This is a genomic window from Mycolicibacterium wolinskyi, from assembly GCF_002101965.1.
In the GTDB taxonomy this organism is placed as follows: domain Bacteria; phylum Actinomycetota; class Actinomycetes; order Mycobacteriales; family Mycobacteriaceae; genus Mycobacterium; species Mycobacterium wolinskyi.
Window position 1 is genome coordinate 231,069 of the sequence record NZ_LQQA01000015.1, and the last position, 16,818, is coordinate 247,886.

18 protein-coding genes are annotated in these 16,818 nt (G+C 59.5%); 10 read left to right on the plus strand and 8 right to left on the minus strand.

Features of this window, described 5'->3' with window-relative positions; genetic code table 11:
- Positions 1 to 8 precede the first annotated feature (8 nt).
- The 3 genes from AWC31_RS15560 to AWC31_RS15570 all read left to right on the plus strand — a co-directional run bounded on the left by AWC31_RS15560 (position 9) and on the right by AWC31_RS15570 (position 2,416).
- Positions 9 to 863, plus strand: coding sequence for a hypothetical protein (locus tag AWC31_RS15560; protein ID WP_165765973.1), 855 nt, complete (start codon positions 9 to 11; stop codon positions 861 to 863).
- Between the two features lie 218 nt (positions 864 to 1,081).
- Positions 1,082 to 1,783: a hypothetical protein gene (locus AWC31_RS15565; protein WP_133060173.1), complete on the plus strand. Its 702-nt coding sequence runs from the start codon at positions 1,082 to 1,084 to the stop codon at positions 1,781 to 1,783.
- Between the two features lie 132 nt (positions 1,784 to 1,915).
- Positions 1,916 to 2,416 carry a hypothetical protein gene (locus AWC31_RS15570; RefSeq protein ID WP_085145045.1) on the plus strand — a complete coding sequence of 167 codons (501 nt, stop codon included), beginning with the start codon at positions 1,916 to 1,918 and terminating at the stop codon, positions 2,414 to 2,416.
- Between the two features lie 63 nt (positions 2,417 to 2,479).
- On the opposite strand, the gene AWC31_RS15575 is transcribed toward AWC31_RS15570, so the two are convergent.
- Positions 2,480 to 3,439, minus strand: a complete 960-nt coding sequence (locus AWC31_RS15575; protein ID WP_085145046.1) for an SIR2 family NAD-dependent protein deacylase — start codon at positions 3,437 to 3,439, stop codon at positions 2,480 to 2,482.
- Positions 3,440 to 3,773: 334 nt separating this feature from the next.
- Here AWC31_RS15575 and AWC31_RS15580 point away from each other — a divergent pair, with 334 nt between their 5' ends.
- Positions 3,774 to 4,703, plus strand: coding sequence for a hypothetical protein (locus AWC31_RS15580; RefSeq protein ID WP_085145047.1), 930 nt, complete (start codon positions 3,774 to 3,776; stop codon positions 4,701 to 4,703).
- 446 nt (positions 4,704 to 5,149) lie between these two features.
- Here AWC31_RS15580 and AWC31_RS37420 read toward each other — a convergent pair whose 3' ends face one another.
- Entirely contained in the window at positions 5,150 to 5,311 is a 162-nt protein-coding gene (locus AWC31_RS37420) for a hypothetical protein (protein WP_165765974.1), read from the minus strand.
- 174 nt (positions 5,312 to 5,485) lie between these two features.
- Here AWC31_RS37420 and AWC31_RS15585 point away from each other — a divergent pair, with 174 nt between their 5' ends.
- Positions 5,486 to 5,932, plus strand: coding sequence for a hypothetical protein (locus AWC31_RS15585; RefSeq protein WP_133060174.1), 447 nt, complete (start codon positions 5,486 to 5,488; stop codon positions 5,930 to 5,932).
- Between the two features lie 650 nt (positions 5,933 to 6,582).
- Here the strand turns inward: AWC31_RS15585 and AWC31_RS15595 are convergent.
- Entirely contained in the window at positions 6,583 to 7,872 is a 1,290-nt protein-coding gene (locus tag AWC31_RS15595; protein WP_207626362.1) for an endonuclease/exonuclease/phosphatase family protein, read from the minus strand.
- Positions 7,873 to 7,987: 115 nt separating this feature from the next.
- On the opposite strand from AWC31_RS15595, the gene AWC31_RS15600 reads away from it, so the two are divergent.
- Positions 7,988 to 9,091: a T6SS phospholipase effector Tle1-like catalytic domain-containing protein gene (locus AWC31_RS15600; RefSeq protein ID WP_085145050.1), complete on the plus strand. Its 1,104-nt coding sequence runs from the start codon at positions 7,988 to 7,990 to the stop codon at positions 9,089 to 9,091.
- 401 nt (positions 9,092 to 9,492) lie between these two features.
- On the opposite strand, the gene AWC31_RS15605 is transcribed toward AWC31_RS15600, so the two are convergent.
- The 5 genes from AWC31_RS15605 to AWC31_RS37165 form a co-directional block, all read right to left on the minus strand.
- Positions 9,493 to 10,059 (minus strand): hypothetical protein, encoded by a 567-nt coding sequence (locus tag AWC31_RS15605; protein WP_085145051.1) that lies wholly within the window; start codon positions 10,057 to 10,059, stop codon positions 9,493 to 9,495.
- A gap of 615 nt (positions 10,060 to 10,674) precedes the next feature.
- Entirely contained in the window at positions 10,675 to 11,202 is a 528-nt protein-coding gene (locus AWC31_RS15610; RefSeq protein WP_085145052.1) for a hypothetical protein, read from the minus strand.
- A 139-nt stretch (positions 11,203 to 11,341) separates the two neighbouring features.
- Complete coding sequence (locus tag AWC31_RS15615) at positions 11,342 to 11,809, minus strand: hypothetical protein (RefSeq protein ID WP_085145053.1); 468 nt, start codon at positions 11,807 to 11,809, stop codon at positions 11,342 to 11,344.
- Positions 11,810 to 11,979: 170 nt separating this feature from the next.
- Entirely contained in the window at positions 11,980 to 12,672 is a 693-nt protein-coding gene (locus tag AWC31_RS15620; RefSeq protein WP_133060175.1) for an LpqN/LpqT family lipoprotein, read from the minus strand.
- An 88-nt stretch (positions 12,673 to 12,760) separates the two neighbouring features.
- Positions 12,761 to 14,095 (minus strand): hypothetical protein, encoded by a 1,335-nt coding sequence (locus tag AWC31_RS37165; protein ID WP_133060176.1) that lies wholly within the window; start codon positions 14,093 to 14,095, stop codon positions 12,761 to 12,763.
- A 441-nt stretch (positions 14,096 to 14,536) separates the two neighbouring features.
- Here AWC31_RS37165 and AWC31_RS15630 point away from each other — a divergent pair, with 441 nt between their 5' ends.
- From AWC31_RS15630 to AWC31_RS15645, 4 genes are all read left to right on the plus strand, one after another.
- The gene (locus tag AWC31_RS15630; protein ID WP_085145056.1) at positions 14,537 to 15,040 is read left to right on the plus strand and encodes a hypothetical protein; all 504 of its coding nucleotides are present in this window, start codon (positions 14,537 to 14,539) and stop codon (positions 15,038 to 15,040) included.
- 157 nt (positions 15,041 to 15,197) lie between these two features.
- Entirely contained in the window at positions 15,198 to 15,794 is a 597-nt protein-coding gene (locus AWC31_RS15635) for a hypothetical protein (protein ID WP_133060177.1), read from the plus strand.
- 236 nt (positions 15,795 to 16,030) lie between these two features.
- Positions 16,031 to 16,381 carry a histone-like nucleoid-structuring protein Lsr2 gene (locus AWC31_RS15640; protein WP_085145476.1) on the plus strand — a complete coding sequence of 117 codons (351 nt, stop codon included), beginning with the start codon at positions 16,031 to 16,033 and terminating at the stop codon, positions 16,379 to 16,381.
- A 23-nt stretch (positions 16,382 to 16,404) separates the two neighbouring features.
- Entirely contained in the window at positions 16,405 to 16,734 is a 330-nt protein-coding gene (locus tag AWC31_RS15645; RefSeq protein WP_085145058.1) for a hypothetical protein, read from the plus strand.
- Positions 16,735 to 16,818 lie beyond the last annotated feature (84 nt).

A 16,818-nucleotide genomic window follows, 5' to 3' on the forward strand; every position in this document is an offset into this window, starting at 1 on the left:
TGTTGCTGATGGCTTTGACACTTAGCTCCTGCCGCTCTGGAGAGAGTTCCCCACCGCCACCGACCGAACCGGCGTTTGCCAATTGGCCCCAAACACTTGATGGGTTCCGATTCCGCTGGACCGCAGAACCTGGCATCGACCTGCTGTCGGGCCCGGCGGTGCCACTGCGCGCCTACCTGGAGTCGCATCGCGTTGGCGATCTAACTTCCAACGTCGATGACGCGTACCCCGGTTTCAGCCGCGCGGTTCCCGCGGTGGGAAAAGCGATCGATGAGTCCTCATCCAGGCTGCCGTTTCAGCTGTGGGATATCCAGCCGGCGACCGAGCCCGCGTTGGCATACAGCCAGCCCACGCGGTTTTTTGGCAACGAATACTTCCATGTTCTCCACCTCGCACCGATCGACGGCGGGTACCGCGCCTACGTCTGCGACGGTCTCTACAACACCTTCCGAGAGAACGCTGAGCCTCACGAGTACGTTCCCGTCTACGCGCCGACTGAGGACGATCCGGATGTGGATGCTTGGGCGGTCAAAGTCTGGCGCGTGGAACTCACCGACACACCGCCTACACCTGACGCACCCGCTGAGGTTGCGACACCCCAAAAGGGCCCCAACCCTGCGCCGCTAGGAGACGTCTTCGGACCGTGGCGCATTACCGGCGCCAGCCCTAATACGTCGTGGGGAGCCACTGATGGCTCCGACGCAAATGCTGGTGCCGATCCGGCGCTTCCTCAACTCAAACAACAATGCCGCGACCGCATGCCACACGACGCGGCCCAGCGCCATGCCATCTACACCAGCCGGCTCGACAACCCGCCTACACCAAAACCGGCCGTGCCCGGCTGGCCGGACAACGTGGCATGAAACGGGATCTGCGGATAACGGCCCTTGCGCGGCTGTGCGCGGTCGTGTTGGTAGTCGCGTTGGCGGGCTGTCATAACGGCTCCGCTAAGCAATCCGCTGATTGGCCAGACACATTGGATGGCTTCCGATTTCGGTGGAGCGCAGAGCCAAGCATCGATCTTGCATCGGGTCCCGGGGTGCCGCTGCGGGCGTATCTGGAGTCACACCGTGTCGGGGACATGACTCGCAGCCCCGACGATGTGTACCCCGGATTCGATCGTGCCGTACTCGCGACAGGCAAGCTCATGAACGATCCAGGGCCCGATCTGCCGTACGAGATATGGAACATCCAGCCCGCGACTGAACCTCTGCTCGGTGACGCCCAAAAGTACTATGGAAACGAGTATTTCCATGTTCTTAATCTCGCGCCGATCGATGGCGGCTACCGTGCCTACGTCTGCGACGGCCTGTACAACGTCTTCCGCGAGGGCGATGACTCGTACGTGTCAGTTATCAAACCGACGGAGAACAACGTCATACAAGGCGCGACCGACCCTGACCGCTTCGGCGTGAAACTCTGGCGTGTCGAACTCAGTGACCAGAATTCGGGCGAGGAACATCCTGCGTCGGTGGCTCTTTCCCAGAAGGGGCCGAACCCTGCGCCTGCCAATGATGTCTTCGGGCCATGGCGCATCACCGGTGCCAGCCCCGATGCGTTGTGGGGGTCACAGGACGCACCCGACTCCACTCCCGGCGGCTGGGGGAGAGGCGAGTTGTATAACGAACTCAACCAGCAGTGCCTCGACCGGATGCCACACGACGCATCACAACGTCACGACATCTACACCAACCAACTCGACACGCCGCCATCCGCAGAGCCGGCCCTGCCTGGCTGGCCAAGTAACTTGCTATTAGCCAGTCGATCTCGGCTGGGGATCTGACGATGGGTCTTCATATGACGGTGCTCGTGCTTGTGGCCGTCATGACTGCTCCGTGCTCGCCCGCAGCCAGTTGACCCGACACCGCACGCTCCCTCCGTGCAGACGAGAGCGACCATCATTCCGGGAGGTCCTATGGAACCCACGCCCACGGTGCCGAACCCCAAGATCCCGACCAGCCAACAAGAAGCGCAGGACACCGTCCTGAGGTACCTGCAGACGCTGGACACGTTGCCACCCGGCAACAGCTTGGACGGCTCGCGTCACCGCATCGGCCACATGGACAAGCACTGCGAGGCCAACCCCGCTGGGCCGGATTCCCCCGTCCACGTGGAGGATTGGCGCGATATCAAGCTGCTGCCCGGCACGGATTACGACGCAGTCATCGCCCGGACCGGCGAGATCTGGCAGCAATGGGCCTGGCAGGTCATCGAACGCGACGGCTTCGAGAAGCCCACCGGCCTCGGCTATACGCCAGACGGCTACATCCTTCATCTCGAAGCGAGAAACAAGGTCGGCGCAACGTCGTTTCTAATCGGTTCGTCGCCGTGCTACCCGGGCAGCCTGCGCACCAATATTCCGCGCAATCCACCACTGCTTGATCAGCAACAGTCGGCGCGCTGGACGGCTCGATGAGTGGTTTCGCGAGGGTTCGCCCGGGGGCGTCATGACGACAATTGCCCGCTTTGGTGGCGACGGTCATTTGTCACCCATTGGTTGCGGATTGATTCGGTCGAGGAAATCCGGCAGCTGGTTCCAGCTGTCTATCCATATCGTGTTGACGTCTAAGGATCGCAAGTAGCGTTCCTTCACCGGGTTGCGCCGGCCCTGCACCGTGTAGGAGGCAGGCACGTTCATCCCGTAGACCAGGCGGATGTCGTCGTGCAGCAGATTGAAATTGGGATCGCTCAGGCTGAAGCCGACAAACAAGAAGGCGGTCTCCGTCATCTCACCACGAAGGAAGTCGAGCATTTCCTTTCGGTCGGCACGTGCCCTGGCATAGTCGCTACGGGTCAAGACGATCGTGTCTGGGCGATCGATCGTCCCGTGCAATTTGACCAGATGCTGGGCGGGTCGCTCCGCGCGTCGAGCCCTGAACTCTGCCTCGGTGCTGCTGACCCGGAGTTGTTGACCAGCCTCCAGGTATGCGTCCTCAATGAGCTCGTCGTAGTTCGTGGTGAACAACAGGGGAAGCCTTAGCCGAACGAGTGCCGCATGGCTCGGGGTTGTCTGGACGGATTGGTGGCGTCTGCCATCGAACTGCGCACCGAGGAACTCGCGGTAGTTTGCTTCGCCGACGGTCTGGCGAAACAGCTGCGCACAGTCGAGCGCGCCTTCTTCGATGAAAAAGGTACGGAGTGCGTTGTGCTCTGAAGAATCGGAGTGGTTCAGGATCTCGCGGCACATTCGGCTGACCAATAGCGGCCACGATGGCATTGGGCGGTCATCGTCATCTGGCCGAAGCCCTTCGAAGGGCCAGTCTGGTGGCCACCACCGGTAGTTGCCGTAGTCGAACTGAGTGCGGCTGCCTTGCCGTGCCGCGCCGAACGAGAGTCCGGCACCCAGGAAGATGAGTAATCGTCCGTCGTCGGCTACCACTGTCCGTAGGCGGTGCAGCAATCCGGCATTGCCCGGGTCATCATACCATTCGTCCGTCACGTCTGTGATTGTGGTCGCACAAATGATCGTCTGTCTCGGATTGTGACCTATGAGGATTACCACCCAGGTGGTTCATCTCTCGCTGAGGAGGCACTTTGTCGACGAGATGCCCCAGCTTTACGCAGGGCGAGTTCCTGTGCGCTCGGCTTGTTACGAACGAGACGGCCGCCAGCAACCGCGACGGCACCCATTTCAAGCACTCACGCCGATGCCGTGGATGCGCCACGGAGATGTGAGGACATGACCAGCCAGAAGAAACAAAACGGGACGTATCATCAGACCGGCTATGTCCTGCTTGGGACACGCGCGACGGTTTGCCTGACGATGGAGCTGTATGAGTAGTGCCAAACGAATCAGCCCGGCGATCCTCCCAGCTCTGAAGGAAGCTCTATTACAGGCATTCTGGTACAAGAACGATCTGCGCGCATTCCTGATGTCTTGTGTCAGTGAGCGAGCGATTGTCGCGCAGCTGGATTGGGGTGTGGGCGTATACAAGCGAAATATCATCGCGCAACTTGTCGATTCGCTCGCAGCGGACCAGCACAGGCATTTTGACGACCTCCTGAGTATTTTGATCGCAACATCTGAGATCAAGGACCCGTCATATCTGAAGTCGGTCGAGGACGGCGATCGAAAATACGCGGCGGCAATCGCTGCACTTGAATCGTTACGCAAGCAGGTCGAGCCGCACCTGAAGTTACGGAGTGATGCCGAGCGTGCCGCACAGCGACGGGAGCGAGACCGGCTGCAGGCTGAGGCTGATCGCGCCACCAAAGAGCAGCTGGAATCTTTGAAGGCTGATTTCTACAAGATTGTGCAGCTCGCCGCGCAAGCACGTGGATACGCGCTCGAAAAATTTCTTACGCAGTTATTTTCGGTTTTCGATATTGACGCTAAAGGCTCATTCAGAATCACGGGTGAACAGATCGATGGCGCGTTTACTCATGAAGGCACCGAATATATTCTCGAAGCGCGCTGGCGGGATGGCCTTACTCCCGGGGGCGATCTGGACTCGTTCGAAGGAAAAGTCGGCCGCAAGCTTGACAATACCCTCGGGCTGTTCATTTCCATGAACGGCTTCCAGGACACCGCGATAACTCTACATTCCAACCGGCGGTCGACATTGATCCTTATGACCGGTGCTGATTTGAATGCGGTTGTTGACGGCCGGGTCGGGCTGCCTTCGTTGCTTACCAGGAAGCGCCAGCATGCGGCCCGGACGGGTGAGATTTTGATCGAGGCGTACAACATGCTGAGTGGGTAGAGTCTCGGATGATTGCGGATAAGTAAGGCGCGGCTGTAAGCATTCCGAAAAGCCAACATCTATAAAATTTCCTTCGATTGAAGTGATTATTGCGGTTCGCCCAACTGGGTAAATTCGGCACTTGGCATTTCTCGCTGGAAAGCATCTATTCATGCCCCTTAATCGGAATTCCCTGGCATTCTCGCTGGGGTATTGCAAGTATGTCGCGTACTTTGACGGTAGGCAGATTGGAGCACCTGCACAATACTTTAATCTGGACCGATAGTGATCGGTGCCCACTCGATCACCTGCCTAGGCGCTGCGCGGGCTTAACGCGATTCGCATGCATGGGACCAGCGCATTCGCTCCGTATGACCATGGATCCTCTATGGATTCACCAATAAGAGTAAATACCCCCGGAAAGCTATTGCTTTCCGGGGGTATCTGGCCTTCGGATGACCAGATTGTCAATGTGGCGATACAAGGATGGCAAGAGGTATGAGACTCATTGCGATACCAGCCACACCAAGCTTCAGGGGCAGGTCAATCGCGTCGCTGCATGCGCTTGCTATAGCGCCGATGAACGTGAAAAAAACGACCATACCGATCAGCGCCTGGGCGTCACTCATGGGGCCTCCAATACTCATTGAGTTGCCCTCATCGGATTGCTGAGAGCTCCAAAGCTTTTACGTTCCCGGTAAGTTCTTGGAGCTCCCAACAATTTGTCGTGTTGCCGCATGAATAGTTATAGGTTATTATGCGTATATAGTCAACCTGGATATTAAGTCGAATAGAGGGGGCGTATGGAGCCCAACGATAAGCCCGAACCGGAACCGCCCGCTGCAAATCGTGCAGGCGCTGAACCACCGGAGAAAACAATGAAGGACAGGATCGTCGCAGGGGCGGCTTTCATCGGGAGTCTCTATGTCACGGTGTGCGTGATCTGGTTCGTAATTGCCACGAATTTCGATCTAAATGACGGAGTACTTGCCGGGGGCGGAATTGCACTACTTGGATTCGCGATTGCCGCCTACGTTAACATATACAGAGAGGCAATTGGTGCAAGGACGCTGACGCGAAAGATCATTGCGCGTGCGGTTTCTCTTGCTTGTGTCGCCGTTATTCTGGTTGCATCTGTCGATATTAGCATCTCGGACCATTCAGCAGATTCGATCGCAAGTTCCTTATCGGCAATAAACTATGACTACTACCACTACTACACCTACGGCTACCCCTACTACCGCGAGTGATGCGGCAACTCATCGCACCCTAAAGGCGGATAGTAGACCTGATGATCCCAGCCCCTCCGTTTGGCAAGAAGGTTCGCAGGCGGCTTAGTCAACCTGAGTTACTCCGATGTCTAGCAGCAGTTTCGTCTCGGGTCAGGGCTTCGAAAGCCATGACGTTCCTTTCGTTAAAAGTTTGTTATTCGAACTGAACTCAGGTGGGTTTGATTTTGTCTCATGACGATAACAAATGGAAGTGATCCAGCAGAAGTGGGAATGGTTGGACTCGACTGAGGAATTCCATTCAATAGAGCATGAATTGTGCACTTCGGTATTGACTTTTCAATATACCGCGGTCGGATGACTGAGACGCCGATGCAGGCGGCCAAACTTCAAACGGCCTCATCGAGGGGGTCGGCAAGCTCTGGGAAAGCTGGGGGATGGCAAGTCATTGAATGCGATGGTTATGAGAAGCCGAACCGCTTCGGCTACGCAACCCGACGGCTAAGTCCTTAAGTTCACCGCTGCCTATCCGCCGAGCATCATCGGCGCGTCGCCGTGCTTCCCCGGTAACCTGCGGCAGGATGACATCCCGCGCAATCCGCCAATCATCACGCAGCAACCCTCGTGAACTCTGAACGGCTACCGAACTGTTCTCGAGAGCGCCAATAACGTTACTGGGCGAGCTTTTCCAGATAGTCGTCGGCGAAGTCGGTGGTGATTTTGACCCAGAGTGGCATGTGGTCTGAGATTTGCCAGGTGCGCCATTTCCGGTAGAAGGCTTCGTCGTCGGCCTGGTCGTCGCCGGGCTCGGGGTTCTTGTCTTTGATGGCGCGCCAGTCGGTTTCGTAGACGGCGATGTCCTCGTCGCGGAAGACGTGCTCGTATGGCCGGATGATGCCGCCGCCGGTGACTTCAAAGCGTTTGTCTTTGACCCGTACCGCAATCTGGTCGTAGTAATGATCGTCCTCGCGTCGGACGGCGTCGCCGTCGATGGCGTCGGGCACGTCGAACCCCTTGCTGGCGAGCGCTTTCATGGTTTCGTGTTTGGGGCTGACGACGTTGAAATCGCCGAGGAGGATGTAATTTTCGACCTGGGTCGGACCCAGCCGCCCGCCCTCTTCCTCGGTGGCTTCCTTCACGTCTTTGACCTCTTTGTCTTGGCGTTTGGCGAAAAACGCCATCAGGCGTTTGATCTCCTCGATCCGGCGTTGCAGCGCCGCGCCGGATTCCGATCCGTAGAAGATGTGCACGGTGCAGAGGCTGAACTTGAACCAGCCCGATTGGAAGGCCACGAGGAAGGGAGAGCGCGCGAATTGCCGGCCGCGCTCGACGGCGGGCGCGTCGCCGGGCTTGAGTGCGGCGTCGGCGCGCGAGACGATGGTCTGGCCCTCGGGCAGCACGACTTCACCGGCGATCTTGCGGAAGAAGACCTTGTCCTTGTCGAACAGGAACGCCATCCGCTCGTTGTTGCCGCTGCTGCCTTCGGTGGCGTCGGTGACGATGTAGTCCCAGCCGCCGCCCAGGATCTTCATGATGTCCTGCAAGGGTCTGAGGTCGCGGTTGATCTCCTGGACTGCCACGAGGTCGAAGCTGCTGATCACTTCGGCCAGGTAGTACAGCGATTCCAGTTTGCGGGGGCCGAAGCCGAACTTGTTGCCATCGAAGTCGCGAATGTTCCAGGTCGCCAACAGCAGTGAGTGATCGGACCGCTGCTCGCGTATCGGTGCCAGCCCTTCGCGCAGGGCGAGCAGCCGTTCGGCGCACCGCCGCAAACCGGCTTCGTCTTCGCCGAACTTGCGCCGCATTCCAGCATAGATATTGGACATTGCAAGTAACCTTTCCCTGACCCGGCGGCCGGAATGCTGCGAATCGGTCATTTCGCAGCGGAACCGGTTTATTGCGTGCGAACCTACGCCGATAACGGCACAATCAAACCGGCAATTGAATAAGACTCTGGACAAAGTTTTGGCGACACATCGGCTCGATTCGCAGCAATGAACACCAGGAGAACGCCACGAAAATGCGGGGCGGCCAAATAGCGTCGCATTGCTTGCGTCGCAGCGAAGGGGGATTGCGGTGAATCAGCCAGCCGGGGAAGGCACCAGCCGAATCGTGATCTGTCTCGACGGTACCGCCAATCAGATCGGCGCCGGTAACCCGTCCAACGTCGCCAAGCTGTTCGCGATGCTCAACAAGGACAACCCGGACACGCAGCTGGCCTACTACGACCCCGGTGTGGGCACCTTGGCTCCCGCTGCGGCGTTGACCCCGGCCCGCCGCACTGTTTCGCTGCTGTATACGCGCGCCGTCGGGTCGGGACTTAAGGCCAACGTCGCCGAGGCCTACCAGTATCTGATGCACCATTGGCGTCCCGGCGACGCCATCTACGTGTTCGGCTTCAGCCGCGGCGCCTACACCGCGCGGGCGCTGGCCGGAATGTTGCTGCGCCCCGGGCTGCTGCGGCCAGGATCGGACAATCTGGTGCCGTATGCGGTCGAGAAATACGCCATTAACCGTGATTTCAAAGACGACGAATACGCCCAGTGGGCGCGCTTCGCCGAGGCGTTCTGCTGGGCGACTGACAACGAACCGCTTTTTTCTGACATCAAACACAACAATCCGCGCCAGGTGTGGCGATACGCCGTGCCGGTCGCCTACATGGGTTTATGGGACACGGTTAAAGCCGCCGGTTTTCTGCGGTTCGGTAATCTGCGTTGGCCCTACACCCGCACGGTGCCGAACGTCGCCCGTATCCGTCACGCGGTCTCCATCGACGAGCGGCGACGTCCCTACCGCGAATACCTCGTCGACAACCACCCCAACGGGCTGGAAGAGCAGTGGTTTGCCGGTGTCCACGCCGACGTCGGGGGCACCTTCGAGCCCGACCACGAACTCGCCACCATCGCCTTGAAATGGGTCACCGACGGCGCCATTCCCGCCCTCGACATCGACCCGGAGCGCTACGCCGAATACTGCACGGTGGACCAGGATTTCGCCACCGGCACCATCCATGACAACGGCCTGCTCTGGCTGCTCGCCGGAAGCCGCAGACGGCCGCTACCGCCGGATGGCATCCTGCATCCCAGCGTCCTCTGCCGGATGCAAGACGACCCGACGTATCTGCCCGACCGTCCCAGACTGTCTATCGGTCCGCCAGACTGGACCATCCCGCGTCTCTGATGTTGAGCGTGGAGATACTTCTCGGATCCGCTTGGCGCTGCTGCCACTTCAAAAGTCTCCATGCGGGAGGGTATGCAGCTGCCTTAGAAACCGTTATGTCTGGAGCTGGTTGTCGCAACCACGCGGTTTGCGCGACCATGGGCTGCATGCGACTACATCTGCGGGCAGATGCTATCCACACATCTAAAGATTCTGTGAGCAGTGATTACACTCGGGATATGAGCGTGGCCTCCGAGGCGCGTCCGGTGTAAATCAATCACCGTTCCTCTGTGTACCGATGGAATGTCGCCGAGAGTCCTCGTCGCACGCCAGTAGCACGTTCACTCGGGTGTGGCGGCTGTAAAAGACCGCCACACCCGAGAGGAAACGCCCCTAGCTGTTCGGATGTGTTGGTTCCGCGTCTATCCGGACGCTGGGCAGGTCGTTGCTGGTGGAAGATCCCCGATGTTCCACTGCGCGATGCTGCCAGTCTCGGTGGCGCCGAACATCTTTCGCTCTCCGATCAGCGTGATGCTGGTGGGTACCGTCTTCGGGGGAACGGTGAAGGCGATGTCGCCCTTGGCATTCCCCGTCACTGACGATCCAAGAGGTGGACCGACCATATCGATTGTCGGGAGGGTCTCATTGTCGATCGGTATGGCGTTCTCGGTTTGAACCTGCCAGTAGCCGGTCGGTACCGCCCCTTTGGACGCGGTGACTTCGACGTGGAACACCAACCGCCGCGTGCCGTCGAGTTGCGCACATACGATGGGCGTCGCGCCGACAGTGACGGTTCCTTCGAAGCTGTCATCCTTGGTGCCCCACGAGTCGTCATTACCGTTGACCTGGTTCGAAGACCCGAGCGGTGCTGGCAGCGGCTGGGCCGCCGGCTTGTCGCTGCTGGTTGCAGTGCCGCAGGCGGCGAGTAGGACGGCAGTTCCAGCCACTATTGCGGTGACGGTGCCCTGCGAGATATTGGCAGATGCCATGTGTCATTCCTTCCATGTGCGCAGGTCAGGGCCTGCTAGCTGCAGAAAGGGATGGCAGCGCATCGGCGCGCCCCGGTTTGGCGGGTGTGCGCGACACTGGTACCTTGAGGTTCTGCCGCCATGCAGACTCAAGAGCCCCAGGAACGCCGCCGCCAGGCGTCGGGCCTGGGGCTTTTCTGTAGCTGACGAGAATGTTAGCGGTGAAGCCCGACACAATCGGGCAAGAAAAGCCTCCAATTCGCGAGGCTTCCGAACGCGGCTGTGGAATGTTAGGACGCCATGGTCTGTGGACACAACCGCAAAATCAATGGTCAACAGGGCATTTCCGGCTGTGGATAACCTGTTAGCCGACCTGGGGACTGATTTAATGTTAGACGATTGCCAGACCGTGATATTGGATTGCCGCCCGGCGTGTCGCTTTGAGTGTCGCGCCTGGCAGCGCGGGTACGGTTCGACCGTGAGGGGATAGCCGCCGCCAGCTGAGCGGATTGCAGTAGCAATGCAGCGGTGAAGGCCGAACGTTTGCGACACGACCGTCAACGGCTTGACGAGTCGTTAGTGTGCGCCTCGTCACAATCATTCGCGGAGGAGGCTGCCTGCCGATCCGCGAGCGATTCAGACTGAGCGGCATGCGCTCAGGTTTTCCTGGCGATAAAGGCCAATGGCCGCGCTGCCTTCGGCGTAGCTCTCGGCAGGGCGCAGTACGTATCCAGGTGGAATGTCTCCGTTCCGGTGATAAGTAGTGAACAGTTGGGCAGCTTCTACGGCGTCGAAAAGCTCGGCGCGGCTCACTATTTCGGCGCTTCCAGACGAAGTGATCGGCACGTCGAGTGTCGGGGTGCCGTCGTGTGGGTGGCCGACGATGGAGCGTACCCAGATCGCACCTGACTGCTGGATGTCCGGCTGACAGATCTCGACAGCCATCTCGTCGGCGCGACCGACCGCCCGGATGTATCCCATCGGGTGGCTTGGACCGTGTTCGGCGACTGCGCCGCCGTGCGGCAGTGCGTAGAGCAGGATGAACCAGTTCTCAGCTCCGTCGAGTGAGCGCAGCGCGGCGAGGAACTGTTGCGGCCCAGCTTCGCGGCCCATGGTTTGCGCGATATCGCCGCAAAAGACCATCACGTGGGTCGGAACTCCCATGGCGCCTACTTTATGCGGACCTGTTCCGGCGTTCGGAGGGCAGTCAAAAGCGTGCGCGTTACGGGGTCCGGATCGGGGAAAGCGCTGGTACCGGTTGGATGCGTAGGAGTGAGATTCGCCTGCCGATGCGTGGCGTGCGTCATTTCCCTGCCGGTTGGATGGGCGAGCATAGCTGCCAGTCATTTCCGGCTTTTTCGAAGTTCATGGTCCGTGTCTTGGACTGTTCGGAATCGGTTCCGAAGGAGAACCGTGTGGTGACCCGGGCGCTAGCGCTGTTCCCCTCGACTTTGAGGTCATCGACTTTGACGATGTCGATGATGGTGTTCTCGCGCACGACAGTCAGGAGCGCGGTACCGAATGCTTCCTGATCTTGACGGATGACCGCATCGACGAGTTGGGTGATTGTCTGTTCTGAGGACCGGGGATAGTCGGCAGTCAGCTGCTCGCTGAGTGCGTCGGCGAAGCCGTCGGCTGCGATTTGTTCCGCTGTGGCTAGCGACTGTACGGGTGGAACCGGGACTGTGGGTTCAGACACGCTGGCGCGGTACTGGGGGCAGGTGAGATCGGCGAGCGTTTTGGTGTCTGACGCCTCTCCGGCGGTCTTCACTTGGTCGATGAGGTCTTGTATGGCGGCTTTGTCGTCTTGGGCGGGTTGGGAACCCGTCTCGGGGTGTGGTTGTCCGCAGGCCGCGAGTAGCAGTAGAGGTAATGCGGCTGCCGTGCCGATACGCGTTCGCGCTGCGCGGGACTTAATGTGCATGGTTCGGGTTACCTGGGTTAGTCGGCAGTGATGGACAGCTTGTTTTCGAGCTGGTCGATGTCGTCGGCGATGCCGTCGATTTGGGATTCGGTGGCGCGCACGGTCCATTGCACGAGGAAGTCTTTTCCGGCGCCGGCTGCGATGATATAGCGGTTGTACACGTGGAACTCGTTGCCCTCGTTGCGGTACGTGCCTTCGATGAATGAAGACGGGAAACCGGAGTAGTCATCGAGTGAGGCGCGGATTCGGTGCCATTCAGGCAGCCGTTCGGCATCGACGAATCCGTAGCTGACGACTTGTTGTGGGTCTACGGGTCCGCTGAGTTGGCCGACCATGAGGATGGCGCGGGGGATGTACTCGCCTTCCGGGACGTCTTTTTTTCCGAAGATCTGAAACGCGCCGCCGGTGTCGCCGGCCTCTTCGGGGGCGGCTTTGACCCATCCGGATGGCTCGGCCACACTCACATGAATTCCGGAGAGCGTTTCTTCGGTCTGCCAGGTGATTTGTATGCCTTGTTGTTCCAGAAACTGGAAGATGGTCATATCGGTCGGTGTTGCTGGTAGCGCTGACGTCGCTGTTGTTGTCGACGACGCGATGGTGGTGGATGGTGTCGCTGGTGTCCTGTCGTTGGCTGATGAGCACGCTGCTGCGGATGGCAGCAAGGCTGCGGCGACAGCGGCCGAGATCGCTGCGTATTTCAGGCTTTTCAACGTGGCCCCTTCAAAGTGGTTCGTGAGACGGCGTGTTTTAGGTGTCGATGAACCGCGTGGTGCGGCTGTGCATTCGCTTCGGTCCAGGTTACGGTGACAGGCCTACCGATCTCATGAAGGACGATCCGGCGTTGCTGACCGCTCCTTTGAGCGTTCCGCTGGCGACGTCGACGGCGTTGGTCGCGGCGCCTTGACCGAAAACCTGGTCAAATTTTGATCGCGCGGCATCAGCCAATACCGAGGTGGTTATCCGAATAACGTTACCGACGGTGTCCACCGTGCGTTCGACTTCGGGGGTGAAGACGTGTTTTTCCACGGCGTCAGGATCGATGGCCATCGTTTGTGATACTTTCCCGCCAAGCCCCCAGGTGCGGCCATACTTGCCCTTAATGAGGAGTTTGCCGCCTTCAAACCCGAGGTTCCATTCGCTCGCAGCGCCGGCCCCTGCCTGCACTTCGGCGGTGCCTGAATACTTGAGCACATCGTTTTCGTACTTGAGGTTGAACTCTTGGGCGGCCCCGGCGAACACGTCGGCTCCACCACCCGCGTGGTCGATGGTGACCTGGCCTTTCACCCCGACCATGCCGTTGGTGTCCACCTTCAGGTTGCTGTTTGGTGGGGCGTAGAGATCTTTGTGGGTCTTGACTGCGTATGCTTCGGCGCTCGCGTTGAGCTGGACTCCTTGGGTGCCGAGGGTGCCCTTGATCGAATAGTCGTAACCCCCGACCTTCACGCTTTTCTGTGGATTGCCAAAGGTTTTCAGTGCACTGTCTTGTCCTTTGGCAATCTCGACTGAGAACTTGGTATCGGTCTTGAACTCGTTTTTTGGAGATCCCCACGTTGATCCGCTGCTGGTGCCGCCTGACCGACTCTCCGACGGCGACGATGACGAACCTTGCGCTGTGGAGCCGGTATCGCTGCGGCGATTGTTGGCCGCATCGCGGCTGGCGTGTTCCTGCTGTCGCTGCTGGCTCTTATCGATCTCGGTCGGCTTGCGGTTAGACGAGTTGTTTGACGATTCGCTCTTCCGGTTCGCCCGCCGCTGTGCCTTCTTCTGTTGACGCTGTTGACGCTGCTTCTGTTGTTGCTTTTTCTTCTTTTTCTTTTTCTTCTTCTTGTTTTCGAGAGCGACGTATCCGCGGGAATCGCTCGCGGACCCAGAGGTAGTTCCAGACACGTTGTGGGTAGCAACCGTCGGGTGCTCGCGAGCAGCCACCGGCCGCCACGGCTGAACGTACAGCGCCGCACCAGCGACGAGCGCGACGGTAACAAGTCCAGCCACGTAGGTGACAGCAACTGCGACCCAGAAGCTTGGCCTGCGGCCGTGGCAAATATCTGAAGGCAAGCCCGTTACCTCGGCGCGCGTGTCAGCGTCCCAGCGCGCAGATTGACCAACCCCCACATCGTCCCCCTTGCCCAACATTGCTGGCGATGTTCCCAGCTTGGTTGTGTAGGAGTTATAGCAAACTGCATGCGAGCTGTCTAGCGGCCGTGTCGGGAGTGCGTACCTCGCCTACAAGTCGTGTATGAGCTGGATCTTGCTGTAGCCCACTGACCACATGGGCGAAGTCTGCGGTGAACAGAGCAAAATTATCGCAGGCGACACCACCGGCTGGCGGCGCACGAGTTGATTAACTGAGGATGGAACAGGGGCCAGGAGTGCGTGCAGCGTCAATGGCGCACGCAATGCCTATGCTGATGAGCCGACAGCAAGCTCGGTAGGGTAAGTGAAACCGAGCTGCCAGCCACCGACGACTGAGAGCCGCTACAGGTGCAGGAGTATGCGCCGTCCACGCAACCTGGGACTCCATGTGACTGACATAGCGGGACATCGGCGGACGCCAGGAAGCGGAGGCAGGGGACCGTGAACACGCATGTACTCGAATACAACGGCGGGTCAACGATCGTGTCCATCGGCAGCAACAGGGGGCGTTGGGCCTTCGACCGCCCCTTGCGCAACCGGGACGGCAAGGAGAGATGGGGGCTCATGTTGTGGGCGCTGCCACCAGGATTCGACGACAAAGTGCCGGTCAAAGATCTCCCGCTCACCGAGTTCCTCCAAGCCGGCGGCAGCGCCGAGGCAATGTCCCTGCAGATCAAGAAACCCGGCGGACAGCAATGGGGAGCTGATTACGTCAAGTACGCCGTCGGGCACCCGCATCCCGACGAGGAAAAACCAGCCGTCGACGTCGAAATTGAGCTCCCGCAAGAAACGTTGCACGTCACCACATTCGAAGTCTTCAATGCCGAAGAAGCCGCCGACCTCTTCTACGCCTACTACGCCACCGGCGACATCCCACACGACTACACCCTGCGCCCTCTAGAGGCATACACCGCCGACCGCCGCATCATCGACATACCAAGCTGAAGACTGAAAGCCGGAAATGCCTTCGCCGACTGAGCAACTCGCCACGAACCTCGCTGACGAAGCTGAACTCCTCACCGAGGAAGACCTGTCCCCGGATGAACACGCACAGGTGCCTGCGTGGTGGCTGGAGTGCAGCGGGTTAGATGAGCATGCGGCGATGGCGACCGCCCTCGACGAGTGGCACCGCGTCATTCCCGGACGCTTACCGCTGACCGAAGCACTGTTTCGGTCACGCAGCGCCGGCGTGCACCTCGCACGACTGCACCGTAGCGGGCGCCGGGGAGCGGGTGGCGCGGCCATCGTCTTGGTGTACGCGCTGCATAGCGAAACCGGCGATGGCACCGACGATCCCTACACCTGTTGGTATGGGTACCCGAACAGCCCGACGTTGTCGAACGACCGCATCGACCTCAGCAAGCTGCCGGTCGGCGTCCAGGACTTCTACACCCAACTGCACGGCCACTTTCACCTGGGCGGATCTGGATCCACTGGCATCATTCCGTGTCACGAGATCTTCACCCTTGATGGTGCTCCAGAAAAGTGGGAATTCGTCCATAGCGCCAGCGCAAAGCCCAAGCCCAGCAACATGATCCCGGTATTGCTCGACAACTCCGGCAGTGCGTGTATCGAACTGACCGACAACACCAACGACGACGATATCGACGGATGGATCTTGTACGACTCAACACTTGTGCACGGTGGACCAATGTGGGCCGTCATCGACGATCGCATCGTCAAAAAGACCGACCTGTAGCCGCAACCCGGATCTGGATCCTGCCAGGCGCGGCGATACGCTCCTTCGAAAACGTAAGTGGCAGAAGGGATTCGTTCGAGGCCTCCGTGAGCCCGACGGTCACCACTCATCGTACATTTCCCAATTTTCCAGGCCCATTCCGTCAGCTTAGGAATTCGATTCCCACCAGAGATTCGGTGTACAGTATCGCTGCAATCGAGGGGAACGAAGCCGATGCGACAAAGGAGTTGAGGTTCATGGCCGAGCGCATAGTGCGGCAACTTATTGACGATATCGACGGCAGCGAGATCCCCGAAGGCAGCGGCGAGCGGGTCGAATTCTCCTTCCGCGGCGTGGATTACCACATCGACTTATCGTCGGCGAACGTCGCCAAGTTGGAGAAGGCAATCAAACCGTACGTTGAAGCGGCCGCCAAGGTGCGCGGCTCACGGGGCCGGCGCCCGAAAACGAGCAGTGTTGCCAGCGTGCCCAGTGCCAAGGAACAACTGGCCGCGATCCGCGCTTGGGCTCGAAAGCACGGTTACGACGTGTCTGACCGGGGCCGGATCAAGGCCGAGGTTGTGGAGGCCTTCGAGGCGGCGCACTAGCCTGCGGTCGTAAGGGGATTGCGTTGCACGACAACGCCGATGCGGATTCGCCAGCCGCCGCAATTGACGAGTGGTGGCCGCTTCTACACGAAGAGATTCGGCGTTGGATGGTCAACAACTTCTGGTCGCCAGTGTCGGAATATTCGGTGGACGAGATCACCCGTCTTGGCGGGCCGGAACGGACTCATCCGTTCTGGGACCAGCGCGATGGGGAGTTCTATCTGCCTGCGGAGGCGGTGCGGTGGATTATCGGGTGTCCCGACTTCGACCGGTTGAAGCTGCCCAAAGAGCCAGACCCACGGGCCGCGTACTTCCGGCGCGGATGGCCACATCGCCGTCGGGGATACGCCTGACGATCTGCCCTATATCGCGGCCCAGACTGATCCCGAGTTGGCAGCCGAAGTCTTCCGCAAGTCCAACGAGTTCAAGATTGCCAA